The sequence below is a fragment of the Sinorhizobium sp. KGO-5 genome, from assembly GCF_036245905.1.
GTDB classification, from domain to species: Bacteria; Pseudomonadota; Alphaproteobacteria; order Rhizobiales; family Rhizobiaceae; genus Sinorhizobium; species Sinorhizobium meliloti_A.
In genome coordinates, this window is the sequence record NZ_BDIZ01000003.1 from 386,278 (window position 1) to 410,411 (window position 24,134).

Sequence of the window (24,134 nt, forward strand, 5' to 3'; positions counted from 1 at the left end):
CGCTTCAAGCGAAATAAAACTCCGGTCGAATACCGCCTAATGCGCGCAATGACCGCTGCAGGACTTCCAGTTCTTGGATGTTGTACCCTCAAATCGGCTCCGACGTAAGAAACATGCAGCAGCGTTTCGGCCTGACGGTCATCCTTTTCGGAAGTAGTCTATAATTTTTGTATTCTATTGCAAATGCACCCAACGGCAAGCTATTTTTCTGAAGGTAACGGCAAAGGCGCGCCGTCGTCACGCACAACTCATTGATTCTACCTGAGAAATTTTCATTTTCCAAAGCGATTCCCCTACCGGGCGTCCACCTGCGCGACCGCCTCCGGGAGGGACTGGAAGAAAATAGCGCCTGCTCCATACTAAAGGGCGGCGGCAATGCTCCACGGAGGGACAAGGATGGGGAACATCTCGCAATTCGCCGGAAAGACCAAGCCGACGCCGCACCGCATCGAGAGCGAGGAAGAGGCCCTGGCGATTGCAAGGGAGCTGGCGCTCCGGTTCTCCGACCGCGCCATCGAGCGCGACCTGGAGCGCGTCCTTCCTCACGACGAACTCGACCAGTTGGCCCAATCGGGACTGCTGGCGATCAGCATTCCATCGGAATACGAGGGCATCGACGTCTCCAACGTCGTGCTTGCCGAGATAACCGCGATTCTGGCGGAGGCCGACAGCTCCATTGGTCAGATCCCGCAAGGCCACTTTTACGTCCTCGAGGCGCTGCGTCAGCATGCCACCGAAGAACAGAAGCGGTTCTTCTTCGGGCGCGCCATGGCAGGCGACCGCTTCGGGAGCGCACTTTCGGAAAGCGGCGACGACAAAGCCCGGATCACTGGGAATGGCGCCGGGTACCGGATCAACGGCCGGAAGCAAAATTCCACGGGCGCTCTCTTCGCCGACTGGCTCGCGATCTCCGCGCTCGATCCCGCCGACCGCATGACCATCTCGTTCGTTCCGCGCGCGACGGACGGCGTCCGGATCATCGACGACTGGGACAGTTTCGGGCAGCGCGTCACCGGCAGCGGCACCGTGGTCCTTGAGGACGTTCATGTGGATCTCGGTTCTGTCGTGCCGCATCACCGCGGCTTCGAGCGACCGAATACGATCGGTTCCGTCGGCGAGATCATCCATGCCGGCGTCGATCTCGGTATCGCGCGGGCGGCGTTCCGAGAGACCCTCGATCTCGTCCGAAACGCGGCAGCAGCCAAGAGCGATGTGCTGGAGCGGGCATCGGAGGATGCTTTGACGATCGCAAGGGTCGGCGAAGTCGCAATACGCATCGAGGCCGCCACCGCGCTCATCGAGCATGCCGGTCGCAAGGTCGATACCGCTCAGGTCGATCCGACCGAGGAACACGCGGTCGAAGCCAGCCTCTCGGTTACCGCCGCCAAGGTCCTTGCCGCCGCGGCCGCGCTGGAGGCAGCCAATGCGCTTTTCGATCTCGCCGGCTCCGCCTCTGCGAAAGTTGCGCTCAATCTCGACCGCTATTGGCGCAACGCCCGCGCTCACACGCTGCAGGACCCGGTGCGCTGGAAACATCACCTTGTCGGCAACTACCACCTCAAGGGCGTAAAGCCGCGCAGCGGGTCACTGTGAGGATGAACGCTCGCATTGATGAGGAACGGACGTACACCTAAGTCTGCCGCGGGGGGACCGCACCCTCCGCGCTCAGCCCGCTTCGCTGAGAAGCGGCGCTACGGCGGCCTCTCTCTCGCTTGCTGCGAATTGCGCGAGCGTCATGTTGTCGAGAATGTCGGCCACGGCATCGCGCACGACGATCATCGAACGGCGCACGTGACAGGTTTCCGGATCCGAACAGTCATCGCAGACTTCATAGGCGGTGCGGCTCGCACAACGGATCGGCGCCAGCGGCCCGTCAAGCGTGCGGATCACCTGACCGACGCGGATCTCGGATGCGGGCCGCGCCAGCGCGTAGCCGCCGCCGGGGCCTTTCTTCGAGCGAAGAAAGCCGGCATTCCTGAGTTCGAGCATGATCGTGTCGAGAAATTTCTTCGGCAAGTTGTTGCGAACGGCGATTTCCGTGATGAAAGCCGTTTCGCCCGGCTGAAGCTGGGCAAGATCGACCATCGCCTTCAAACCGTACTTTCCTTTTTTTGTCAGCATGAGAACATCGCTTTCGAGACGGATCGCGGCAAACGAGAAAAGCACGCGATCTTCATCCGCGACCGCGCCGCAGAAACATCGATCCCGACGACGCGGATCGTCCAATTCTCGCAGAGCCAAGTGCCGTTTCCCAGCCTGCCGAGCCAATCTGCAACGGCTCGCCAACTTCGGCACCCTAGGATTCAGTTATAGATCAAGCCTAATTTGGCGGCAAGGAAATCAATTCACCTGCTACATAGATTTACTCTATTAGAGCGGTAGATGGCATCAAAAAGCGCCGCAGTGCGAAACGAATCGTGAGTTCGTTTGCTGCCGCCGGAGCTCTCAGCGCCTTTTGCGCGCCTTCGACTCGAAAGGATTCTCCGACGCGCGGAAATGCACGCGGATCGGCACGCCCGGCAGGTCGAAGTCGTTTCGCAAGCCGTTGATGAGGTAGCGGGTGTAGGACTCCGGCACCGCCTCGGGACGTGTACAGGAAATCATGAAACCCGGTGGCCGCGCCTTGACCTGCGTCATGTATTTGAGCTTGAGGCGGCGGCCCGAGACGGCCGGCGGGGGATGCTGCACCTGCTGCGTTTCCAGCCACCGGTTGAGGCGCGCCGTGGAGATGCGCCGGTTCCAGACCTTGTCCGTTTCGATGATGGCCTGCATCAGCCGGTCAAGGCCGTAGCCGGTGTGCCCGGAAATCGGCACTGCACGGATGCCGCGCGCCTGCGGCAACAGCCGCTCGGTCTTTTCGCGCAAATCTACAAGCAGTGCCTGCCAGTTCTCGACCAGATCCCATTTGTTGAAGGCAAGCACGGCTGCACGCCCCTCGCGCAGCACCAGATCGACGATCTGCAGGTCCTGCTTCTCGAAAGGGATCGTGGCGTCGAAGACGATGACGACGGTCTCGGCGAAGCGGATCGCCCGCAGCGCATCCGCAACCGAAAGCTTTTCGAGCTTCTCCTGAACCTTCGCCTTGCGGCGCATGCCGGCCGTATCGAACATCTTTATGGTGCGGCCGCGCCAGTCCCATTCGACAGAAATGGAGTCGCGGGTAATGCCCGCCTCCGGCCCCGTCAGCAGCCGGTCTTCGCCAAGGAACCGGTTGATCAGAGTCGATTTTCCGGCATTCGGCCGGCCCACGATCGCCACCCTAAGCGGCTTGGTCTCGTCATAGGCGGGCTCGACCTCCTCGTCCTCGGTACCTTCACCGGCAACGGGGCGGATATCCACATTCGTCTCGGCAACGTCTTCCGCCGGCGGGAACGCCCTCTCCTCGCCGAGTGCGGCGACGATCGCGTCACGCAGGTCGAGCATGCCCTGGCCGTGTTCGGCCGAGATCGGGCAGGGTTCACCGAGGCCGAGCGTGAAGGCGTCGTAGAAACCGCCTTCGGAGCCGCGGGCCTCGGACTTGTTGGCGACGACGACGACGGGCTTGCCCCGGCGGCGCAGCATCTCGCCGAGCGTTTGATCTGCCGGCGTCAGGCCGGCCTTGGCATCGACGACGAAGAGCGAGAGATCCGCCTCGTCGATAGCCGCCTCCGTCTGCGCCCACATCCGCCCCTGGAGGCTGTCTGGTGACGATTCCTCGAGACCGGCCGTATCGATGATGCGGAACTTGAGGTCGACCAGCTTCGCGTCGCCCGGACGCCGGTCGCGGGTAACCCCCGGCGTATCGTCGACGAGCGCCAGCTTCTTGCCAACCAGGCGGTTGAACAAGGTGGACTTGCCGACATTGGGGCGCCCGATAATGGCGACGGTGAAGGTCATCTTGACATCCGTGCTAAAGCGCCTCGCGTTCAGTGGTTACGCGACGCGCTTTAAGTTTCTGTTTTTGTGCATGTCGTTATCCCAAAACCGCTGCGCACTTTTGGGCGACATGCCTGCGTCAGGCCTTGCCTGTCGACGCGATCACATCCAGCAGCATCTGCGCCCGATTCATGATGCCGCGCGGGCTTTGCGCATCGTCGACGATCTGCTGGAACCAGCTCTTCGCCTTGGTATAGTCACCGGCCTTGTAGGCCGAAAGGCCGAGCGCCTCGCGCGCCGAATGACGCATGGCGTTCTGCGGAACGGCCAGTTGCTCGACCTCGGAGGACACCTGCTCGTAGGATCCTGCGTCGATAAGCAGATAGGCCGCACGCAGCCGCGCCGCATCGCGAAGCGCGGCCGGAATACGCGTATCCCTGCCGATTTCGGAGAACGCCGCGACTGCCGCATCCGTTTCACCCTTTTGCGCCTGCAGCGTCGCAACGCGCAACTGCGCCAGAACCGGATAGGATCCGTAACCGTCCTTTTCGAGTTCGGTCAGAGCGGCGAGCGCCTCGTCCGACTTGTTCTCCCGGGCAAGGTTGAGCGCCGCGAGGAAGGTGTCGCCCGATTGCGACGAGGAGGCCTCCTGCCAATAATCGTATCCGACCTTGCCGACGGTGCCGAGCACGATCAGAACGGCAATCCCGATGATGATACCGCCGAAGCGCGTCCAGACGGCCTTCATCTGGTCCGAACGGAGTTCGTCATTGACCTCGCGGATAAAGCTGTCGTCCTGGTTTACCATGTCCCGTCCCGGCCGCCCGGCCCTGATCTGAAGAAGTTGGCGCGTTCTACCCGATTTTACGCCTGATGTAAGGGGGAGATCGACATTTAGAGAACGACCGGCTGAACGCCTATCAGAAGTTCATGCAGCTTCCAGACGAAGAGCACAAAGGCGACGAGGCCGATAAGAACCGCCAATACGTCGTTGCGCGTCGATTTAAACACGGGAAGCACCTTCTCACCGGCGCGCTCGCGCCGTTTCAACGAGATGCGCAGGATCACCGCCCAGGCGAGAAAGGAACCGAAAAGCAGTACCGAGGACGTCTCGCCATTCGCAAGGAGGTGCGCCAGCGCCCATATCTTGATCGAGAGAACCTGCGGATGCTTGAGCGCGACGGCGATGCGGCCAGCCGGCAGGAATCCGGCGGCAAGCACGATGAAGGCGACGAGCATCAACAGAAGGGCGATATGGCGCAGGAATATCGGCGGATCGTAGAGCATGCCCGTTTCGCCGCGCGCCTGACCAAAACCGTAGATGATCAGACAGAGGCCGACGAGGCTGACGATCGTATAGAGCCCCATCCAAGTGCCCTTGCCGCGGCTTTCGATAATGCCGGCACGAAAGCCGGGCGCAACCACGCGGACGAGGTGCATGCCGAGAAATATGATGATGCCGAGAACGAGTATGGCCATGGGTCACCGCTTGTTCGAGAATGTCGGACCGCTACAGCGCCGCGCCTTGCCGATCCACCTGACTACGCACTACCTTCGATAGCGCCTGTTTTCCAGCCCAATCAAAGGATTGCCGCAATTTCCGGACAACTGCGACGAAACCAAACGTCACAGTTGAAACATGATTCGTATTTTCCTGGCTTTATCACTCGCTCTTTTTCCCGCTCTCGCCCTCGCCGATCCGCCGCCGGCACCCCCCTCGCCGGACGGCAAACAGCTCGTCGTCATCTCCTTCGACGGCGCGCACGACAATGCGCTTTGGGAGAAAAGCCTTGCCATGGCAAGGCGAACGGGAGCGCATTTCACCTATTTCCTCTCCTGCACCTTCCTGATGACGAAGGCCGACGGGAAGCAGATCTACCGGGCGCCCGGACAGAAGCAGGGACGTTCGAATGTCGGCTTCGCACAGAGCCGCGAAGAAATCGCGATCCGCGTCGGCCATATCTGGCAGGCGCATCGCGATGGTCACGACCTCGGCAGCCACGCCTGCGGCCATTTCGACGGCAAAGGCTGGAGCAAGGCCGATTGGGAGCGGGAGTTTTCAGCGTTCCGCGCGGCGCTCGCCGAAGCCTGGAAGAGGGCCGGCAAGCCGGAAGCCGAGCCGGAAGGCTGGGCCGATTTCGCGAAGAACGGCATAAAGGGCTTTCGCGCCCCCTACCTGTCACTCAGCGACGGCCTGGTGCCTGCACTCGAAGCGTTCGGTTTCAGCTATGATGCGAGCCTCGTCACCAAAGGGCCCGGCTGGCCCAGCTTCGCCGACGGTCTGCCGCGCTTCGGCCTGCCGCTCATTCCCGAAGGCCCTTCCCACCGGCCGGTTATCGGCATGGACTACAATCTCTTCGTCCGCCATTCGATGGGAGTCGAAAACAGAAAGGACAGCGTCCGCTTCGAGGAGCGGACGCTTGCGGCGTTCCGCAATGCCTTCTGGAAGGAATATGAAGGCGAGCGGATCCCTCTTCAGCTCGGCTTCCACTTCGTCGAGATGAACGGCGGCGCCTATTGGCGGGCGCTCGATCGCTTTCTCTCGGAGACCTGCAACAAGCCGGACGTCGCCTGCGTCAGCTATGCCGAGGCGTTGCCGATTATCGAGGCTGCAAGAAAGAAGGCGGATCGCTCCGCCTTCTGATGCCCGCTGTTACAGAGCCAGCTCTTCCTTACCGCCAGCGTCGATGAACTGCCGGTCGATCTCCGGCAGCGGCTCGTCGACCAGCACCGACTCGAAGGCTTTGAGGCGTTTGTAGATCGACAGCAGCTCGACGATGGTCGTCCAGGAATTGACGAGATACTGGAATGACTCCCGCACCTGCCCGAACACATTCAGCACCTGGTTCATGACGCCGAGTGTGAGCTTTCCCGCCACGATTGCCGGGACCAGCACGAAAGTGCCGAAGAGATTGTCGGCCTGCAGGTAGAAAATGCGGGCGATATTGAAGTACATGTAATGGAAATACAGGCGAAAATAGTTACGCCTGACGTTGTCGAAGAGCTGCGCGAGCGTTATCGGATCGGCACGGTCTTCATGGTCCTCGCCATAGACCAGTTCCTTCCGGTATGCGGCTTCGACGCGCTGATTGCGAAATTCCAGTCCCGGAAGCTTGATGCCGACTGCGGCCAGGAAAACCGTACCAAAGACCGACCAGAATACGGCCGCCCAGACAAGGGCGTGCGGTATCTCGCCGACAATGGGCAAGACGTTCACCTGTTCGGAAAACTTGAAGAGAACCGGGAGAAAGGCGATCAGCGTCATGATAGAACTGACAAGACCGACACCCAGCCTCTCGACTGTGCTGGAGAAGCGCATTGTGTCCTCTTGCACACGCTGCGATGCGCCTTCGACGTGGCGCAGTCTGGGCCAATGCGCGACATAAAATTCATTCATCGCCGTACGCCAGCGAAAGATGTAGTGGCTGACGAAAAAGAGGTTGAGCACACCGACCGTCACCGCCACGAAGGCAATGCCCGAAAATCCGACCATTCCCGAATAGAGCTGTCCTGCGGTGACCGGCGCCGTACGCGCCAGCGCCTGCTGGATCAAATCATAGAACGGGCCGTACCACGCGTTGATCGCGACGCTGACCTGAACCGAAAAATAGGTATTGAAAATGATCAGCGCCGTGCCGAGTACCGACCAATACTGCCACCGATGCGGGCTGTAGGCGAACCAGAACACGGAGAATAATCCCGAGACCACCGCATAATAGATGTAAAACCAGAGAAAGGGGGTCGACCAGAAAACGGACACGCCGATGACGGGTTCCTGTCCTGGAGGAAGCGGCGGCAAGCCCACGTAGGCGCCAATGTCCCGCCCCCCGGCATACCAGGCAAGGACGGCGAGCAGGCTCCAGACGGCGGAAGATATGAAAAACAGCTTCGGCTTGGGAAAGAAGGATTGGAACAAGGGACGGCACTCTCGTTTCGGGGAGGTCAAGGACTTGCCTCCTGATGCGCCGAAACTAGGGCAAATCACATTGCGCAACAATTACGGAATGCGAATGTTACTGTTATTTCATGTGGCTGCCGACGCGGCCTGCCCGGATCAGTGAGGACCCGTCATCGTGCCAGAGCTTCACTTATCCGGCGCAATTCGGCGAGGACGACGATCCCGCAGATCATGAGAACGACGGCCGCGACGAGGGTCGGCAAAGCGTAGCTTCCGGTGCGCTCGGCGAGCCAGCCGGCGACCAGCGGCCCGACGATCTGGCCGACCCCGAAGGCAGCGGTCATGAAGGCGAGGGCCCGGCGCGGACTTTCGGGGGCGAGTTGTCGTCCGATCTGCAGTCCATAGGCCGTGACCATCATGAAGGTGGCGCCCAGCATCAGCCCGCCGACGAGCGGCGCAAAGGGGGAAGGCAACGAAACCGTCAGAATGAGGCCGGCCGCCTCGACCAGCAATCCGGCCGCATAGACCCCGGCCAATCCGAGACGCGGCACGGCGAAGCGCCAGAGATAGACCGACAGGGCGGCGCTCACTCCGGTGATCAGCCAGGAAAGAAACTCGATGCTGTGGCCGCCGCTCGCGTCGCGGGCCATGGCGACGAGGAACGTGGCAGTGATCACGTAGCCGAACCCGAAAAGGCCGTAGGTCAGCGTCATCGTCATGAGCGGCCGAGATCGGACGAGCCGCGCCTCCGGTGGACCGCCAATGGCGGCGTGACGGCCCGCCGGCAGCAACGCGGCCACCAGAACCGTACCCGCCAGCGCGACCAGACCGCCCGCGAACCAGTCGGCCTGCGACTTCGAAAGATCCGCGACGCCTGCGAGCGGCGCGATCCAGACCACGACGGAGGAAAGCGCGATGCCGAAACCGACGCCGCCGAAATGCACCGAAGGCACGTGCTCGGATCTGGCGGCGAGCCCCTGCCCCAGCACTATCCCCGAGATGAAGATCATCGCAAAGGCGCTCGCCAGACCCGCAAGAAAGCGGATAATGGAATAGGCGAGCACCGAGGATGTAAGTCCCATGGCGGCAAGCAGCACGGTCGTCGCGACGAGAGCCGCGAGACCGACCCCGCGCTCGCGGCCGTGCGCCCAGCCATAGCCGGCAAGCACCGCGCCTGCGAGATATCCGATGAAATTCGCCGAGGCGACCACGCCTGCATCAGCAGGAGAAAGGCCGGTGTCGATCATCATCGCCGGCAGGATGGGCGTATAGGAGAACCGGCCGAAGCCCATGGCCACCGCCATGGCGACCGCACCGGCGATCGCGGTCGCTGCGAGACTTCCGCTCGAGCCGCTGCCGGCGGACTCGAAGCCGCTCGGCTCTGTCGAGTGCCTGGGCGCCGGTTCGCTACGGTCCTGCCGTCTCTGGAGAGTGCTCATGCCCTCTTATTGCATCGCAGCAAGAGAGCGGCAAATCATTATAATTGAACGGTTCATTGATGAAATCGAATGATCTGCGCTGAGAAAACCGGGAGCGGGTGTGATACGCCCCTCTGCCCGGCCGGGCAGAGGAGGGTGAGCCTTCCGTCGCACACTTCTCCTAAGTTGCCTAACCCGGCAGCGTCACGACCAGCGGCCCACTGCGGGTGACGACCACCGTGTGCTCATATTGGACAGTCGGTGCGCGCGGTTCGCTGTAGAGGGTCCAGTCGTCGTTGCCTCCTTCAGCCCATTGCGCGCCCATCGACAGGAAGGGTTCGACCGTGAAGACCATGCCCTCGGTCATCCGCCGCCGCTCGGACGGGTCCGGCCAGGTTGCAATTTCGCTCGGTTCCTCGTGCAGCGACCGGCCGATGCCGTGGCTCGCCAGATTGGCGACGAGGGAGTAGCGGTTCTTGCGCGCGAACTCGCCGATCGAATTGCCGATCGCGGCAAGCGACTGGCCTGGCTTGACCTGTTTCAAACCCACCCACATCGCCCGCTTGCCGTCGCGGCACAGCCGGTCGATCTCGGTCTTGACCGGCGGCACGGGAAAGGACGCCCCCGTATCGGCGAAGAGCCCGCCCTTTTCGGCAGAAACGTCGATATTGACGAGATCGCCCGGCTGGATCACCCGGCGGCCCGGTATGCCGTGGGCGATCTCCTCGTTGACGCTGATGCAGGTCGCGCCGGGGAAATCGTAGCAAAGCTCAGGTGCCGAACGGGCGCCAGCCCCTTCCAGCACCTTGCGGCCGATCGCGTCGAGCTCGGCCGTGGTAATGCCGGGTTCCAGCGCCTCGCCCATCGCCTGTAGCGCATTGGCGCAAATCCGGCCGATTTCCTTCAGCCTTTCGAGGTCTTCGTCGTTGTTGAGGGTCATGGATGTCTCGCTTTCGCGGCCACATTTAGCGCTACGCCGCCGCATATGCCAGTGCCGACGGAAGCGGCCGGCTTAGGAAGCGCGCTCCTCCGCCAGCATCTCGCGTACCAGAGGCGCGACCTTGGTGCCGTAAAGTTCGATGCCGTGCAGGATCCGGTCATGCGGCATCGGGCCGATCGCCATCTGCAGCAGGAAGCGGTCGTTTCCGAAGAGCTTCCGATGCGCAACGATCTTCCTGGCAACGGTTTCCGGATCGCCGAGGAAGAGATTGCCCGTCGGGCTGATCGCCTGATCGAAATGGGCTCGGCTGGTCGGCCCCCAGCCGCGTTCGCGTCCGATGCGGTTCATCACCTCGGCCTGCGGCCCATAGAACTGATCTGCAGCTTCTTGCGTCCTATCGGCGATGAAGCCGTGGACGTTGATGCTCGTCTTCAGCTTCGACGGATCCTGCCCCGAACGGCGCGCAGCTTCGCGGTAGAGCTGGAAGAGCGGCGCAAACCGTGCCGGTTCGCCGCCGATGATCGCAAGCGCCATCGGCACGCCGAGCGCACCGGCACGCGCAACCGACTGCGGCGTGCCGCCGACCGCAATCCAGAGCGGCAGCGGGTCCTGCAGCGGGCGCGGATAAACGCCCCGATCGTTGATCGGAGATCTCAGCGCACCCGACCAGGTGACCCTTTCACGATCGCGCAGCGCCAAAAGGAGATCGAGCTTTTCGGCGAAAAGCTGGTCGTAATCGTCCAGCGACTGGCCGAAGAGCGGGAATGATTCGATGAAGGAGCCACGTCCGGCCATGATCTCGGCGCGTCCGTTCGATAGGAGGTCGAGGGTGGCGAATTGCTGGAAGACGCGGACGGGATCGTCGGAGCTCAACACCGTGACCGCGCTCGTCAGCCGGATGCGGCTGGTGCGTGCGGCAGCCGCCGCGAGGATCACCGCCGGTGCCGACGCCGCATAGTCGGGCCGGTGATGCTCGCCGAGGCCGAAAACGTCGAGGCCCACCTGATCGGCAAGCTCGATCTCCTCCAGGAGATCGGCCAGACGCCGGCGCCCCTCGGCTCCCTTGTCGGCTGCATTCGGATCGACGTCGGCGAATGTATAGAGTCCGAGTTCCATGACTGACTTCCTGCGAGGTCTGCGCGCGATGAGGAAAAGTACGTGAGGCTCCCCGCCCGCATTCCGCGCCTCAACTTATTGGATCTAGCGTGAGGCTAGAGATAATCGGCGCAGGACCAGGTCGCAAATGCGCCTTTGGGAAACGCACTGTTTCCCGCTGATGTCCGCTGGAGTCAGGCGCTCTTCGGCTTCTTCTGCAAACGGGCGCCTGTGCGTACTGATGTGTTCAGCGCCACCGCGGCACGAACGAGCGCGATGAACGCCTCTTCATCGATCTTCTCGCCCTCACGGAAATCGATGGCACGCCGCGTATTGCCTTCCAGGCTGGAGTTGAAAAGGCCCGAAGGGTCTTCCAGCGAGGCACCTTTGGCAAAGGTCGTCTTCACGACCGCCTTGTAGACTTCGCCGGTGCAGATTATCCCGGCGTGTTCCCACACGGGGACCCCTCTCCACTTCACTTCCTCGATCACTTCCGGGTCGGCCTGCTGGATGAGTTTCCGGATCCTGGCGAGCGTCTCGCCGCGCCAATCGTCAAGAGCATCGATTTTCGCATCTATCAGTTTGGAGGGAGACGCTTCGTTCGAACCGCTCGTCCTGTTCTCCATGGCCGTCACTTTCCTGATGGTTGTGGCTTACATACGTTCGCCGGCCTGATGGTCGTTGTCGCTTACATACGTTCGCCGGGCAATCGGCTGGCTTGCCTTACCCAGGCGGAGAATTGAGCTTCGTCGAGTTGCCCCTCGTAAACATCGAGGTAGCGTACTTCCGGATATTTGGACTTGCCGGGCGGCACAGGATCGAGCGCAGCGCCGCGGAAGAACGTCACCTTGATGTATTTGGTGAAGCAGTGGAAGCTGAGAAACCAGACATTATCCTCGACACCGTAGAAAGGCGAGTTCCACTTGACCGCCTTGTGCACGCCGGGAACGGCCTCAACAATCAGAGCATCGAGGCGCCGCCCGACATCGCTCTTCCAGCCCGGCATCGCCGTGATGTAGGCCTGCACCGGAGCATCGCCATAGCCCTTCGCGATCTGGGGGTTGCCGCCCGAGAGCAGGGTCGGCCGTCCCGAGGCCGGCTCGGCGGCGGCCTTCTTCGCAACATTCGTGCTCTTTCCGGGCGTCTTGCCGACCATCGTCTTCACCTCATTGCGCCGCGGGCCGGCCGCTGCGCCTCCTCGCGGCATAGGGTAACATGAACATATAGAGGCCGGTGAAAAGCAGCAGAAAGAGCGGCAGCAGCGGGGAATAGACCACCCATGCGGGAGGTTCTCCCAATCCCATGGCCGCGAAGTTGGCGATGACGGTTACCGTGAAGACGATGGACAACCACCGGTGGATCTGACGAATCCAGGCGTTCCATTCCATTGAAGATCTCCCATTGACATGAAGCGAGCGAGCCCCGACCGGCCCGGCGGTCGGGTTTCAGTTCATACCCGCGAGAACGCGCTCCAGATTTTCGAAGAACTGCTGCCATCCGGCCCTGGCGCCGCCATAGGCCTGTCGCTGATCCGGCCGGAATCCAACCTGCTCCATGCGCAGCTGGGTTCCCGTGCTTGTCGGGACGAGGGTGAAGGTCACCACGCTCTTCAAGTCGTAGGCCGGATCCTCATGGGCGAAATTCCAGGCGTAGCTCAGTCTTTTGTTCGGCTCCACGACGAGGACCTCGCAGTCCAGCACGCCACCCCACTCGCCGCGCAGGTTGAAACGGTGCCCGACGACAGGACTGAAGTCGTTCTTCATCAGCCACTCCTCCATCAGGTGTGGTTGGGTGAGCGCGCGCCAGATCTTCTCCGGCGGATGAGCGATCTCCCGCTCGACGACGACGGAACGTGTTTCGCTCGGCGTTTCGTTCATTGGTCCATCCTTTTCAGTAGGTCTTCGAGATCGTCGAAGCGGCTCTGCCAGAAACCGGCCATCTCACGCGTCCAGTCGACCAGCGGAGCAAGAGCACCGAGTTGCGCGCTATAATAGGTGTGGCGGCCTTCGTGGCGGTCGCGCACCAATCCAGCCTGCTTCAGGACGCCGAGGTGTTTGGAGACGACCGGCTGCGAGACACCCGCGCGAGCCGTCAGAGCCCCGACCGTCCTCTCCCCTTCGCGGCACAGCCGCTCGAAGAGAGCCCGCCGCGTGGGATCGGCAAGCGTTCTGAAGAGCATGTCGTGCGCGTCGGACATCTGGGATATATACCCGATTGACTATGGGTTAATCTATAGCCAATGAGCTATGGATGAGTCAAGGGCGTTCGTTCGAGACTTTACCTAGCTTGTCGCGGAGCACTGGAAGCAATACCCTGATAGCGATGCGTTGAATTGTTATCGATATCCTACCCCCCTCTGCCCTGCCGGGCAGAGGGGGGTGCCGCCTTCGCATCGTAGACAGACAGCGGCCTATTCAAGCCGCAATCAACGTCCGCTTGACCGCGCTGCGCCAGCCCTTGAGCTTCACCTTGCGCGTGGCCTCGTCCATATCCGGTTCGAAACGGCGGTCGCGGGCCCAGGACTTGGCGAACGCTTCCTGGTTCGGCCAGACGCCGGCGCGGCTGCCCGCAAGCCAGGCGACGCCAAGCGCCGTTGTTTCGAGAATGACCGGGCGGTCGACCGGAGCGTCGAGCAGATCCGAAAGGCGCTGCATCGTCCAGTCGGAGGCGACCATGCCGCCATCGACGCGCAGGACCGTATCATTGCCGTTGCGGCGCCAATCCTTGTGCATGGCCTCCAGCAGGTCGCGAGTCTGGTAGCAGACCGCCTCGAGGGCCGCCCGCGCGAACTCTGCCGGGCCGGTATTGCGCGTCATGCCGAAGATCGCGCCTCGCGCATCCGGATCCCAATGGGGCGCTCCGAGGCCGGTGAAGGCCGGCACGAGATAGACCTCCTGCGAGGGATCGGCGCTCTCGGCAAGCGAGCCCGTATCGGGGGCCGCCTTGATCACCTTGAGCCCGTCGCGCAGCCACTGTACCGCAGCACCGGCCACGAAGATCGAGCCTTCGAGCGCGTAGGTCGTTTCGCCGTCGAGGCGGTAGGCAATGGTGGTCAGGAGACGGTTCTTCGAGCGGACCATGTCCTTGCCGGTGTTGAGCAAGGCGAAGCAGCCCGTACCATAGGTCGATTTCAGCATGCCCGGCTTGAAGCAGGCCTGGCCGATCGTTGCCGCTTGCTGGTCGCCGGCAACGCCGAGGATCGGCATCGCGGCGCCGAAGAGGGAGGGCTCCGTGACGCCGAAATCGGCCGCGCAGTCCTTCACTTCGGGCAGCATCTCCTTCGGCACGCGCAGAATGTCGGTGAGCTCCTCGTCCCAGGCATTCTCGGCGATATTGTATAAGAGGGTACGCGAGGCATTCGTCGCGTCGGTGCAGAAGCACTTGCCGCCCGTCAGCCGCCAGATCAGGAAGGTGTCGATGGTGCCGAAGCAGAGTTCACCCCTGGCGGCGCGCGCCTGCGCGCCCTTGACATTGGAAAGCAGCCAGTTGAGCTTCGTTCCCGAAAAATAGGGATCGAGCAGCAGGCCGGTCTTCTTGACGAAGGTCTTTTCCAGTCCCTTCTTCTTGAGCTTGTCGCAGAAGGCGGCAGTACGGCGATCCTGCCACACGATGGCATTGTGTATCGGCTTGCCGGTCTCGCGATCCCAGACGACCACAGTCTCCCGCTGATTGGTGATGCCGATCGCGGCAATATCGTTCGCGGTGATGCCGGCCTTCTGGATCGCTTCCTTGACCGTGCTGACGACCGTCTGCCAGATCTCCTCCGGGTCGTGCTCCACCCAGCCCGATTTCGGAAAGTGCTGCTTGAACTCTTTCTGCCCGACGGCTGCGATTTTCTGGTTGCCGTCGAAAACGATCGCGCGCGTCGACGTCGTGCCCTGATCGATCGCGAGAATAAATCCGCCCATATGCCCCTCCTCGGCACGCGATTGAAAAGGCCGACCGGAATGCGAGCGGAAGCCCGCATACGCTTTCCTTATACCGCCCCCTCGCCCTTCCTCGAGGGCGACATTCGAAAGACTTCAATACGATAGAAAAACGAATGTCAAACGAAAACAAAACGCAACTTTTGCCAAGTGCTCCCGCGGACAGGGACTCTGCTTTGCGGGGCGGAAAAACACAATTGTCACTGCCGCGCATTTGCGCGTAGGCTGATGCTGTTGCGTCGCAATAACCTGTGCGGCATCAGGACGGAGAGAGCGGGAATGACCAGAACTGCGGTGATAACGGGTTCCACGAGCGGCATCGGATTGGCGATCGCCCGGACCCTGGCAAAGACCGGCGCCAATATCGTCCTGAACGGCTTCGGTGCGCCGGACGAGATCAGGGCCGTCACGGACGAAGTCGCAGGCCTGAGCTCCGGTACGGTGCTTCATCACCCGGCCGATATGACCAAGCCCTCCGAAATTGCCGACATGATGGCGACGGTTGCCGATCGCTTCGGCGGCGCCGATATCCTCGTCAACAATGCCGGCGTGCAGTTCGTCGAAAAGATCGAGGATTTTCCAGTCGAGCAATGGGACCGGATCATCGCCGTCAACCTCTCCTCCTCCTTTCACACTATTCGCGCCGCCATTCCGCCGATGAAGAAGAAAGGCTGGGGCCGGATCATCAATATCGCGTCCGCACACGGCCTCGTGGCCTCCCCCTTCAAGTCCGCCTATGTCGCCGCCAAGCATGGTATCATGGGATTGACGAAGACCGTGGCGCTGGAGGTGGCGGAGAACGGCATCAGTGTGAACTCGATCTGCCCCGGCTACGTTCTGACGCCGCTCGTCGAAAAGCAGATACCGGATCAGGCGAGAACGCGCGGCATCACCGAGGAGCAGGTGATCAACGAGGTGATGCTCAAGGGACAGCCGACGAAAAAGTTCATTACCGTCGAACAGGTTGCCTCCCTGGCGCTTTATCTTGCAAGCGACGATGCCGCCCAGATCACCGGCACGCATGTCTCGATGGATGGCGGCTGGACGGCGCAGTAATCGACGGCTGAGGGACAAGGAAGTGGCATGGCACAGGCATCCGACAGCATCCGCTTCATCCTGAACGACACCGAGATCGCCCTTTCCGACGTGGCGCCGACAGCGACGCTGCTCGATTTTCTGAGGCTGGAGCGGCGCCTCACCGGCACCAAGGAAGGCTGCGCGGAGGGCGATTGCGGCGCCTGTACGGTGCTCATCGGCCGGCTTTCGAGCGACGGCAGCGGAGCCGAAAACCTCGTCTATGAAAGCGTCAACGCCTGCATCCGCTTCACAGGATCGCTGAATGCCACCCATGTGGTGACGGTCGAGCACCTGGCTGCCGCAGACGGCGCGCTTCATCCGGTGCAGCAGGCACTGGTGGATTTTCACGGCTCCCAATGCGGCTTCTGCACTCCGGGGATCGTGATGTCGCTTTACGGGCTCTGGCTTACCACTGAAAAACCAAGCCGCGGGGCGATAGAAAAGGCGCTGCAGGGCAATCTCTGTCGCTGTACCGGCTACGAACCGATCGTGCGCGCGGCGGAAGCCGCGGCGGCGGAGCGCCCGGCCGCTCTCTTCGACCCGATCACCCGCGCGCGGGATGCGGTTACGGCGCGCCTCCAGGCGCTGGGGCAAACGGAGAGGATCGTCGTCCGCAGCGGCGCGGACTGTCTGATCGTACCCGTGGATGCTGCGGATCTTGCAGGCGTTCTCTCGGATCATCCCAGCGCGACGATCGTCGCCGGCTGCACCGATGTCGGGCTCTGGGTGACGAAGCAGATGCGCACGCTCAATCCGGTGGTCTTCATCAACGGCATCGCCGAACTGCAGCGGGTCGAAAGCTCGAAAGCAGGCCTGACGATCGGTGCAGGCGTAAGCTATACGGCGGCGCACGAGGCCCTTTCCTCAGCCTATCCGTCCTTCGGCCGGCTGCTCGACCGCATCGGCGGCGACCAGGTGCGCAACATGGGCACGATCGGCGGCAATATCGCCAACGGCTCGCCGATCGGCGACAGCCCGCCGCCCCTGATCGTTCTCGGCGCGACGGTTACCCTGCGCTCGAAGGACGGTCGGCGCACGCTTCCGCTCGAGGATTTCTTCATCGCCTATGGCAAGCAGGATCGCAGGCCCGGAGAATTCGTCGAGAGCCTCTTCGTCCCGGCTCTGCCCGCGGACGAGTGTTTTGCCGCCTACAAGATCTCGAAGCGTCGCGACGAAGATATTTCCGCCCTGCTCGGCGCCTTCCGCATTGCGTTCGACGGCGACCGGGTGAAAGCCGCACGAATAGCCTTCGGTGGCATGGCGGCAACGCCGAAGCGGGCGAAGACCGTCGAAGCCGCCCTTGTCGGTCAGCCATGGAACGAGGAGACGATCCGCAAGGCACAAGCCGCCTTCGAGACCGATTACCAGCCGATCACCGACTGGCGCGCCACCGGCGCCTATCGCATGCTGGCGGCGAAAAACCTGCTGATGCGCTTTTTCCTCGAGAGCATGGGGGAAACGGTGCAGCTTCAGCGGTTCGAGGAGGTGGCATGAGTACCCGTCGCAATATCGGCGAGTCGAAATTGCCCCTCACCGGTTGGCGGGAATGGCTGCCCACCCTAATTCTCTCCCCACTGGCGGGGAGAGCGGACGAGGGCGGCGCGGCAACGTCCCTTCTCCCCGTCAAAACGGTGAGAAGGTGGCCGGCAGGCCGGATGAGGGGCCTCTCCATGCATGGGAGCTCGCGGCATGGATAAGTCCACCCTCGAAGTCCGCACCATCACCGGCCCGATGCACTCACCGCTCCGTCACGACAGCGCCCACAAGCATGTGGCGGGCACCGCCGATTATATCGACGACATGCCGGAACCCGCCGGCACGCTGCATGGCGCGCTCGGCCTCACGGACCGGGCGCATGCGGAAATCCTGGAGATGGACCTCTCCGACGTCGCGGCAGTGCCCGGCGTCGTTTGCGTGATCACCGCCAGGGACATGCCGCATTCCAACGACATCAGCCCCACCCATCTGCACGACGAGCCGGTGCTTGCCGACGGGCGGGTGGAGTTCCATGGCCAGCCGGCCTTCGCGGTCATCGCCGAAACGCGCGACATCGCCCGCCGCGCCGCGCGGCTCGCCAGGATCACCTATCGTGACTTCCTGCCGGCGATCGATGTCATCGATGCCGTGGCAACCGGCGGCGAGCTGGTGACCCCCCCGCTGACACTCGAGCGCGGCGACGCCGAAGGGGAGCTGGAGCGGGCGCCCCGCCGCATCCAGGGGCACATGCGAATCGGTGGCCAGGAGCACTTCTATCTGGAAGGCCATATCGCGCTCGCTATTCCCGGCGAGGATGACGAAATGACAGTCTGGGTGTCGACGCAGCATCCGAGCGAAGTCCAGCGTATGGTCGCGCAAGTGCTTGGCGTTCCATCCAACGCCGTCACGGTGAATGTCCGCCGCATGGGCGGCGGCTTCGGCGGCAAGGAGACGCAGGGCAACCAGTTTGCGGCACTCGCCGCCGTCGCCGCGCGCAAGCTTCGCCGCGCCGTCAAGTTCCGCCCGGACCGGGACGACGACATGACCGCCACCGGCAAGCGGCACGATTTCCTGGTCGATTACGATGTCGGCTTCGACGCGGAGGGACGTATCCAGGCGGTCCAGGCGAATTATGCCGCGCGATGCGGCTTCTCCGCCGATCTCTCCGGCCCGGTCACCGACCGCGCCCTTTTCCATGCGGACAACGCCTACTTCTACCCGCATGTGAAGCTCACCTCGCAACCGCTTAAGACCAATACGGTCTCCAACACTGCCTTTCGCGGCTTCGGCGGGCCGCAGGGCATGCTCGGCGGCGAGCGGATAATCGAGGAGATCGCTTACGCCCTCGGCAAGGACCCGCTCGAAATCCGCAAGCTGAACTTCTATGGCGACGCGCATTCCGGCCGCAACGTCACGCCGTATCACCAGAAGATCGAAGACAACATCATCGGCCGGATCGTCGATGAGCTGGAAGCGAGCGCCGACTATCAGGCGCGCCGGGCGGCGATTATCGAGTTCAACAGATCGAGCCGCGTGATCCGCAAGGGGATTGCATTGACGCCGGTGAAATTCGGCATCTCCTTCACCCTTACCCATCTGAACCAGGCCGGCGCCCTCGTCCACATCTACACGGACGGTTCGGTCCACCTCAACCACGGCGGCACCGAAATGGGCCAGGGCGTCTATACGAAAGTGGCGCAGGTCCTTGCAGACAGTTTCCAGATAGACATCGACAGGGTGAAAATAACCGCGACGACGACCGGCAAGGTGCCGAATACCTCTGCGACCGCTGCCTCCTCCGGCTCCGACCTCAACGGCATGGCTGCCTTCGATGCTGCGCGTCAGATCAAGGAGCGGCTCGTCGCCTTTGCGGCCGAGCGCTGGCAGACGACGGCCGAAAACGTCAGCTTCATCGCCAATCATGTCAGGATCGGTGACGAGCTCGTGCCGTTTGCACAGTTCGTGCAGGAGGCCTACGGTGCACGTGTCCAGCTCTCCGCCGCCGGCTTCTATGCGACGCCTGGCATCCACTGGGACAGGGCCGCCGGCCGCGGCACACCCTTCTACTACTTTGCCTATGGCGCGGCCGTTTCCGAGGTCTCAATCGATACGCTGACAGGCGAATACATGGTCGATCGCGTCGACGTGCTGCATGACGTGGGCCGTTCACTCAATCCGGCGATCGATCTCGGCCAGATCGAAGGCGGCTTCGTCCAGGGGATGGGCTGGCTCACGACGGAAGAGCTCTGGTGGGACGAGAAGGGACGGCTGAGGACGCATGCGCCCTCGACCTACAAGATACCCCTTGCCTCGGATCGGCCGAAGATCTTCAACGTGCGCCTCGCCGAATGGTCGCAAAACGCGGAAAAGACGATCGGCAGGTCGAAGGCCGTGGGAGAGCCGCCCCTCATGCTGCCGATCTCGGTAGTCGAGGCCCTGTCGATGGCCGTCGCCAGCGTCGCCGACTATCGCGAGTGCCCCCGGCTCGATACGCCGGCAACGCCCGAGCGTGTCCTGATGGCGGTGGAGCGGCTTAGAGGGACCTGAACCGCCTCGAGGATATCCCTATCGCAGGATTTCATCGTCCGGCCGCGGTTCGCGACCATCCATGAAGCCCAAATCTCTCTTCATGTAATCGGATGTCGATTCCAGATCGAGCCGCGCGCTGCGCCCTCGCACCCGCCGCAGGGCGGATGCGGCAAGCCGCATCGCCCCGTTCAACGAGAGGAGCGGTTTTCTTTCAGTATATTCCAATGTATCGCAAGACATCTGAGCACCCTTTGCAAGCGGTGAAGTTGACTTGCAGGATGCCGGGAAAGATGCTCGAATTCCAATCGAACATCCGTCTGTATGCATCAAGAGACCTTATCCATGAAGATGTCGAAGCAGTTCCCGCTGAATGCGCTGAGGGTCTTCGAAGCCGCCGCCCGGCTCGGCAGCTTCACCAAGGCCGGCAACGAGCTCGGCATGACCCAGACGGCCGTCAGCTACCAGATCAAACTCATCGAAGAGAGCGTCGGCGAGCCGCTGTTCCTGAGGCGTCCCCGCCAGATCGCACTGACCGAAGTCGGCCAACGCCTGGCGCCGAAGGTGACGGAAGCCTTCGAACTGATGCAGGAGGCGGTCGCCTCCGCGCGCGGCGATGCAGCGTCGGCCCTGCTCATCAGTTCGACTGCGACCTTCGCCTCGCAATGGCTCGCCCGCCATATCGGCACCTTCCAGCTCGCCCAGCCGAACATGGCCGTTCGGCTGTCGGCGAATGATGCGATGATCGACTTCAGCAAGGAGGCAGTGGACGTCGCAATCCGGTCCGGGTTGGGCGTTTGGCCAGGTCTCGTCAGCCATCGGCTGATGAAAGTGGAATTTACGCCGATGCTCAGTCCCGCGCTCGCCGCGACGATCGGCGGCGTGAATGAACCGCGCGACCTCCTGAAGCTGCGCATCATCGACCCTCAGGACCGCTGGTGGCCGCAGTGGTTTCGCGCTGCCGGCGTCCACGACGCGGACCTCGACGGTCGGGTTCCGACACGGCTCGGCGCCCAGTCCTTCGAAGCAGGCGCCGCGATCGCCGGGCAAGGCGTTGCGATCCTCACTCCTCAATTCTATACCGATGACGTCGCGCTCGGTCGGCTTTATCAACCCTTCGATTTGCGCGGCAGCGATGGCCACGACTATTGGCTGGTCTATCCGCATGCCCGACGCAACGTCCCGAAGATCCGCAATTTTTGCGACTGGATTCTTTCAGAGTTCAACCAGGATTGCGGCGCCTGAACCTGCAGCGTGGATTGCCGAGAACGCCCCTTTCCCGTTTCGGCTTTTTCTCGCAAGCTGCGTCAACGGAGAGAAAAGGGACCCCGAATGTATGAATTCGCCATTGCCTGGGAATGGCTGGCCTTCGCCGTCCGCTGGCTGCATGTCGTCACCGCCATCGCCTGGATCGGCTCGTCCTTCTATTTCATCGCGCTCGATCTCGGTCTCGTAAAACGCGATCATCTGCCTCCGGGCGCCTATGGCGAGGAGTGGCAGGTCCATGGCGGGGGCTTCTATCACATCCAGAAATATCTCGTGGCGCCGGCCGCCATGCCGGAGCACCTCACCTGGTTCAAGTGGGAGTCCTACGCGACCTGGCTCTCGGGCTTCGCCATGCTCTGCATCGTCTATTACGGCGGCGCCGACCTCTTCCTCATAGACCGGCATGTCCTGGACATTTCGGCCACCACCGCGATCCTGATCTCGCTCGCCTCGCTCGGTCTCGGCTGGGTCCTCTATGACCTTCTCTGCAAATCGCCGATCGGGAAGAGCACCTGGGGACTGATGGCGCTGCTCTATCTGGTCCTGGTCGCCATGGCCTGGGGCTACACCCAGGTCTTCACCGGCCGCGCCGCTTTCCTGCATCTCGGCGCCTTCACCGCCACCATCATGTCGGCCAACGTCTTCCTGATCATCATCCCCAACCAGAAGATCGTGGTCGCCGACCTGATCGCCGGCCGCATGCCGGATCCGCGGCTCGGCGCGCAGGCGAAGCAGCGTTCGCTGCACAACAACTACCTGACGCTGCCCGTCATCTTCTTCATGCTCTCGAACCATTATCCGCTCGCCTTCGCGACGGCCTTCAACTGGATCATCGCGGCGCTCGTCTTCCTGATGGGCGTGACGATCCGTCATTGGTTCAACACCACGCATGCGCGCAAGGGCAAGCCTAGCTGGACCTGGCTCGTCACCACACTCCTGTTCATCCTGATCATGTGGCTCTCGACGGCGCCGAAAATACTGACGGGAGAAGAGCGAGCCGAGACGGCACCGGCCTTCAGGCGCTTTGCGGAAAACGCGCATTTCCCCGCAGTCCGGGAAACGATCTCGACCCGCTGCAGCATGTGCCACGCGGCCGATCCGGTCTATGAAGGAATCGTTCGGGCTCCCAACGGCGTCATGCTCGAAAGCGACGCCGAAATTGCTGCCCGTGCGCGGGAAATCTATATCCAGGCGGGGCGCAGCCATGCCATGCCGCCCGGCAACATAAGCGACATGACGGTGGAAGAGCGCAGGTTGGTGACGGCCTGGTTCGAAAGCGCCGTCGGGGAGACACGATGACATCCACCCTCATTCGCGGCCGCCTGCTGAGCTTCCATCGCGAACCTCAAGGCATCGAAGACAGTGCTGCCTATGCTTACGAAAGCGACGGCGCCCTTCTCGTCGAGAACGGCGTGATCATGGCATCCGGCGCCTATGCAGCGGTCAAGGCGGCAGCGCCCGAAGATGTCCCCGAGCTCGATCACCGCCCGCATCTGATCGTACCGGGGCTCATCGACACGCATCTGCATTTTCCGCAGATGCAGGTAATGGCTTCTTACGCGGCCGATCTGCTCGAATGGCTGAACACCTACACCTTTCCCGAGGAATGCCGCTTCGTCGAAACGGCGCATGCGGAGCGGATCGCCCGCCATTTCTTCGACGAGATGATCCGCCACGGCACGACGACGGCGACGGCCTACTGTTCGGTGCACAAGACCTCCGCCGACGCCTTCTTCGCCGAGAGCCTGAAGCGCGGCATGTGCATGGTTGCCGGCAAGGTGATGATGGACCGCAATGCGCCTCAGGGCCTGCTCGACACGCCGGAAATGAGTTATGACGAGACCCGCGCCGTCATTGCCGACTGGCATGGCAAGGGCCGCAACCATGTGGCGATCACCCCCCGTTTCGCCATCACTTCGACGCCGGAGCAGATGGAGGTCGCGAAATCGCTCGTCGGCGAGTTTCCCGACCTGCATGTCCAGACGCATCTCTCGGAGAACCGCGACGAAATCGCCTATACCTCGCAACTCTATCCGGAGGCGACCGACTATACCGACGTCTACGCCCGCTATGGTCTGCTGGGACCGAAAAGCCTGTTCGGTCATTGCATCCACCTCTCCGAGCGCGAGGCGGATGCGATGAGCGAGACCGGCTCGGTGGCCGTCTTCTGCCCGACCTCCAATCTCTTCCTCGGTTCCGGCCTGTTTCCGCTGCGGGCGCTGAAGCGCCGCCAAAAACCGGTGCGCGTTTCCGTCGCCTCGGACATCGGCGGCGGCACCAGCTACTCGATGCTGAAGACGCTCGACGAGGCCTACAAGATCCTGCAGTTGCAGGGCGAAAGGCTGAACCCCTTCGACAGCTTCTACATGATGACCCGCGGCAATGCCGAGGCGCTGTCTCTCGCCGACCGCATCGGCACGCTCGAGCCCGGATCCGATGCGGACCTTACGGTGCTCGACGTGGCGGCGACGCCCGCAATGGCGCTCAGGGCCGAAGTGGTCAATTCGCTGGCCGACGAACTCTTTCTGCTGCAGACGATGGGCGACGACCGCGCCGTGGTCGAGACCTACGTCGCCGGAAAGCCTTGCAAATCGACCCTTGGCGCCGATTGAGCAGCCCTGAAAACAAGAGGTAAGATTTTTTGACCTCTTGTTTTC

22 protein-coding genes are annotated in these 24,134 nt (G+C 62.3%); 8 read left to right on the top strand and 14 right to left on the bottom strand.

From position 1 onward, the window contains the following. Positions 1–396 precede the first annotated feature (396 nt). Positions 397–1,593 carry an SfnB family sulfur acquisition oxidoreductase gene (locus tag BHD07_RS15820; protein WP_338281512.1) on the top strand — a complete coding sequence of 399 codons (1,197 nt, stop codon included), beginning with the start codon at positions 397–399 and terminating at the stop codon, positions 1,591–1,593. 72 nt (positions 1,594–1,665) lie between these two features. Here BHD07_RS15820 and BHD07_RS15825 read toward each other — a convergent pair whose 3' ends face one another. From BHD07_RS15825 to BHD07_RS15840, 4 genes are all read right to left on the bottom strand, one after another. Continuing rightward, positions 1,666–2,121 carry an RrF2 family transcriptional regulator gene (locus BHD07_RS15825; RefSeq protein ID WP_033047739.1) on the bottom strand — a complete coding sequence of 152 codons (456 nt, stop codon included), beginning with the start codon at positions 2,119–2,121 and terminating at the stop codon, positions 1,666–1,668. Positions 2,122–2,445: 324 nt separating this feature from the next. Continuing rightward, on the bottom strand, positions 2,446–3,876 hold the full coding sequence (gene der / locus BHD07_RS15830) for a ribosome biogenesis GTPase Der (RefSeq protein ID WP_275599247.1): 1,431 nt from the start codon (positions 3,874–3,876) through the stop codon (positions 2,446–2,448). Between the two features lie 118 nt (positions 3,877–3,994). Further along, positions 3,995–4,663 carry a tetratricopeptide repeat protein gene (locus BHD07_RS15835; protein WP_324763586.1) on the bottom strand — a complete coding sequence of 223 codons (669 nt, stop codon included), beginning with the start codon at positions 4,661–4,663 and terminating at the stop codon, positions 3,995–3,997. 86 nt (positions 4,664–4,749) lie between these two features. Next, positions 4,750–5,334, bottom strand: a complete 585-nt coding sequence (locus BHD07_RS15840) for an NnrU family protein (protein WP_018098343.1) — start codon at positions 5,332–5,334, stop codon at positions 4,750–4,752. 160 nt (positions 5,335–5,494) lie between these two features. Here BHD07_RS15840 and BHD07_RS15845 point away from each other — a divergent pair, with 160 nt between their 5' ends. Then, positions 5,495–6,499: a polysaccharide deacetylase family protein gene (locus BHD07_RS15845; RefSeq protein WP_275599251.1), complete on the top strand. Its 1,005-nt coding sequence runs from the start codon at positions 5,495–5,497 to the stop codon at positions 6,497–6,499. Positions 6,500–6,508: 9 nt separating this feature from the next. Here the strand turns inward: BHD07_RS15845 and bacA are convergent, their stop codons facing one another. The 10 genes from bacA to glpK form a co-directional block, all read right to left on the bottom strand. After that, positions 6,509–7,771, bottom strand: coding sequence for a bacteroid development protein BacA (bacA, locus tag BHD07_RS15850; protein ID WP_338282299.1), 1,263 nt, complete (start codon positions 7,769–7,771; stop codon positions 6,509–6,511). 152 nt (positions 7,772–7,923) lie between these two features. Beyond that, complete coding sequence (locus BHD07_RS15855) at positions 7,924–9,192, bottom strand: MFS transporter (protein WP_338281519.1); 1,269 nt, start codon at positions 9,190–9,192, stop codon at positions 7,924–7,926. Positions 9,193–9,361: 169 nt separating this feature from the next. After that, positions 9,362–10,111 (bottom strand): type I methionyl aminopeptidase, encoded by a 750-nt coding sequence (gene map / locus BHD07_RS15860; protein WP_324763583.1) that lies wholly within the window; start codon positions 10,109–10,111, stop codon positions 9,362–9,364. A gap of 72 nt (positions 10,112–10,183) precedes the next feature. After that, positions 10,184–11,227, bottom strand: coding sequence for an LLM class flavin-dependent oxidoreductase (locus BHD07_RS15865; protein WP_338281522.1), 1,044 nt, complete (start codon positions 11,225–11,227; stop codon positions 10,184–10,186). A gap of 173 nt (positions 11,228–11,400) precedes the next feature. After that, a complete protein-coding gene (locus tag BHD07_RS15870) occupies positions 11,401–11,832 on the bottom strand; it encodes a DUF1801 domain-containing protein (protein WP_338281524.1) in 432 nt (143 codons plus the stop codon). 62 nt (positions 11,833–11,894) lie between these two features. Further along, positions 11,895–12,362 carry a DUF1801 domain-containing protein gene (locus BHD07_RS15875; protein ID WP_324763580.1) on the bottom strand — a complete coding sequence of 156 codons (468 nt, stop codon included), beginning with the start codon at positions 12,360–12,362 and terminating at the stop codon, positions 11,895–11,897. A 10-nt stretch (positions 12,363–12,372) separates the two neighbouring features. Then, entirely contained in the window at positions 12,373–12,594 is a 222-nt protein-coding gene (locus BHD07_RS15880; protein ID WP_338281526.1) for a hypothetical protein, read from the bottom strand. Between the two features lie 57 nt (positions 12,595–12,651). Next, the gene (locus tag BHD07_RS15885; protein WP_338281528.1) at positions 12,652–13,083 is read right to left on the bottom strand and encodes an SRPBCC family protein; all 432 of its coding nucleotides are present in this window, start codon (positions 13,081–13,083) and stop codon (positions 12,652–12,654) included. After that, positions 13,080–13,403, bottom strand: a complete 324-nt coding sequence (locus BHD07_RS15890; RefSeq protein WP_003528544.1) for an ArsR/SmtB family transcription factor — start codon at positions 13,401–13,403, stop codon at positions 13,080–13,082. Before BHD07_RS15890 ends, BHD07_RS15885 begins: the two co-directional genes overlap by 4 nt. Positions 13,404–13,620: 217 nt before the next feature. Next, entirely contained in the window at positions 13,621–15,114 is a 1,494-nt protein-coding gene (glpK, locus tag BHD07_RS15895; RefSeq protein WP_338281538.1) for a glycerol kinase GlpK, read from the bottom strand. 297 nt (positions 15,115–15,411) lie between these two features. Here glpK and BHD07_RS15900 point away from each other — a divergent pair, with 297 nt between their 5' ends. The 6 genes from BHD07_RS15900 to guaD all read left to right on the top strand — a co-directional run bounded on the left by BHD07_RS15900 (position 15,412) and on the right by guaD (position 24,089). Further along, positions 15,412–16,188 (top strand): 3-hydroxybutyrate dehydrogenase, encoded by a 777-nt coding sequence (locus tag BHD07_RS15900; RefSeq protein ID WP_338281540.1) that lies wholly within the window; start codon positions 15,412–15,414, stop codon positions 16,186–16,188. A gap of 27 nt (positions 16,189–16,215) precedes the next feature. Continuing rightward, the gene (xdhA, locus tag BHD07_RS15905) at positions 16,216–17,703 is read left to right on the top strand and encodes a xanthine dehydrogenase small subunit (RefSeq protein ID WP_338281542.1); all 1,488 of its coding nucleotides are present in this window, start codon (positions 16,216–16,218) and stop codon (positions 17,701–17,703) included. Between the two features lie 195 nt (positions 17,704–17,898). Next, entirely contained in the window at positions 17,899–20,232 is a 2,334-nt protein-coding gene (gene xdhB / locus BHD07_RS15910; protein WP_338281544.1) for a xanthine dehydrogenase molybdopterin binding subunit, read from the top strand. A gap of 324 nt (positions 20,233–20,556) precedes the next feature. Further along, positions 20,557–21,456, top strand: a complete 900-nt coding sequence (locus tag BHD07_RS15915) for a LysR substrate-binding domain-containing protein (RefSeq protein WP_338281546.1) — start codon at positions 20,557–20,559, stop codon at positions 21,454–21,456. 87 nt (positions 21,457–21,543) lie between these two features. After that, complete coding sequence (locus BHD07_RS15920) at positions 21,544–22,776, top strand: urate hydroxylase PuuD (protein WP_338281548.1); 1,233 nt, start codon at positions 21,544–21,546, stop codon at positions 22,774–22,776. Continuing rightward, the gene (gene guaD / locus BHD07_RS15925; protein WP_338281550.1) at positions 22,773–24,089 is read left to right on the top strand and encodes a guanine deaminase; all 1,317 of its coding nucleotides are present in this window, start codon (positions 22,773–22,775) and stop codon (positions 24,087–24,089) included. The genes BHD07_RS15920 and guaD overlap by 4 nt, the downstream gene beginning before the upstream one ends. Positions 24,090–24,134 lie beyond the last annotated feature (45 nt).

Coding starts and splice junctions, on each gene's coding strand:
- BHD07_RS15820 (WP_338281512.1), top strand. CDS start 397: ATGGGGAACATCTCGCAATTCGCCGGAAAGACCAAGCCGACGCCGCAC.
- BHD07_RS15825 (WP_033047739.1), bottom strand. CDS start 2,121: ATGCTGACAAAAAAAGGAAAGTACGGTTTGAAGGCGATGGTCGATCTT.
- der (WP_275599247.1), bottom strand. CDS start 3,876: ATGACCTTCACCGTCGCCATTATCGGGCGCCCCAATGTCGGCAAGTCC.
- BHD07_RS15835 (WP_324763586.1), bottom strand. CDS start 4,663: ATGGTAAACCAGGACGACAGCTTTATCCGCGAGGTCAATGACGAACTC.
- BHD07_RS15840 (WP_018098343.1), bottom strand. CDS start 5,334: ATGGCCATACTCGTTCTCGGCATCATCATATTTCTCGGCATGCACCTC.
- BHD07_RS15845 (WP_275599251.1), top strand. CDS start 5,495: ATGATTCGTATTTTCCTGGCTTTATCACTCGCTCTTTTTCCCGCTCTC.
- BHD07_RS15855 (WP_338281519.1), bottom strand. CDS start 9,192: ATGAGCACTCTCCAGAGACGGCAGGACCGTAGCGAACCGGCGCCCAGG.
- map (WP_324763583.1), bottom strand. CDS start 10,111: ATGACCCTCAACAACGACGAAGACCTCGAAAGGCTGAAGGAAATCGGC.
- BHD07_RS15865 (WP_338281522.1), bottom strand. CDS start 11,227: ATGGAACTCGGACTCTATACATTCGCCGACGTCGATCCGAATGCAGCC.
- BHD07_RS15870 (WP_338281524.1), bottom strand. CDS start 11,832: ATGGAGAACAGGACGAGCGGTTCGAACGAAGCGTCTCCCTCCAAACTG.
- BHD07_RS15875 (WP_324763580.1), bottom strand. CDS start 12,362: ATGGTCGGCAAGACGCCCGGAAAGAGCACGAATGTTGCGAAGAAGGCC.
- BHD07_RS15880 (WP_338281526.1), bottom strand. CDS start 12,594: ATGGAATGGAACGCCTGGATTCGTCAGATCCACCGGTGGTTGTCCATC.
- BHD07_RS15885 (WP_338281528.1), bottom strand. CDS start 13,083: ATGAACGAAACGCCGAGCGAAACACGTTCCGTCGTCGTCGAGCGGGAG.
- BHD07_RS15890 (WP_003528544.1), bottom strand. CDS start 13,403: ATGTCCGACGCGCACGACATGCTCTTCAGAACGCTTGCCGATCCCACG.
- glpK (WP_338281538.1), bottom strand. CDS start 15,114: ATGGGCGGATTTATTCTCGCGATCGATCAGGGCACGACGTCGACGCGC.
- BHD07_RS15900 (WP_338281540.1), top strand. CDS start 15,412: ATGACCAGAACTGCGGTGATAACGGGTTCCACGAGCGGCATCGGATTG.
- xdhA (WP_338281542.1), top strand. CDS start 16,216: ATGGCACAGGCATCCGACAGCATCCGCTTCATCCTGAACGACACCGAG.
- xdhB (WP_338281544.1), top strand. CDS start 17,899: ATGGATAAGTCCACCCTCGAAGTCCGCACCATCACCGGCCCGATGCAC.
- BHD07_RS15915 (WP_338281546.1), top strand. CDS start 20,557: ATGAAGATGTCGAAGCAGTTCCCGCTGAATGCGCTGAGGGTCTTCGAA.
- BHD07_RS15920 (WP_338281548.1), top strand. CDS start 21,544: ATGTATGAATTCGCCATTGCCTGGGAATGGCTGGCCTTCGCCGTCCGC.
- guaD (WP_338281550.1), top strand. CDS start 22,773: ATGACATCCACCCTCATTCGCGGCCGCCTGCTGAGCTTCCATCGCGAA.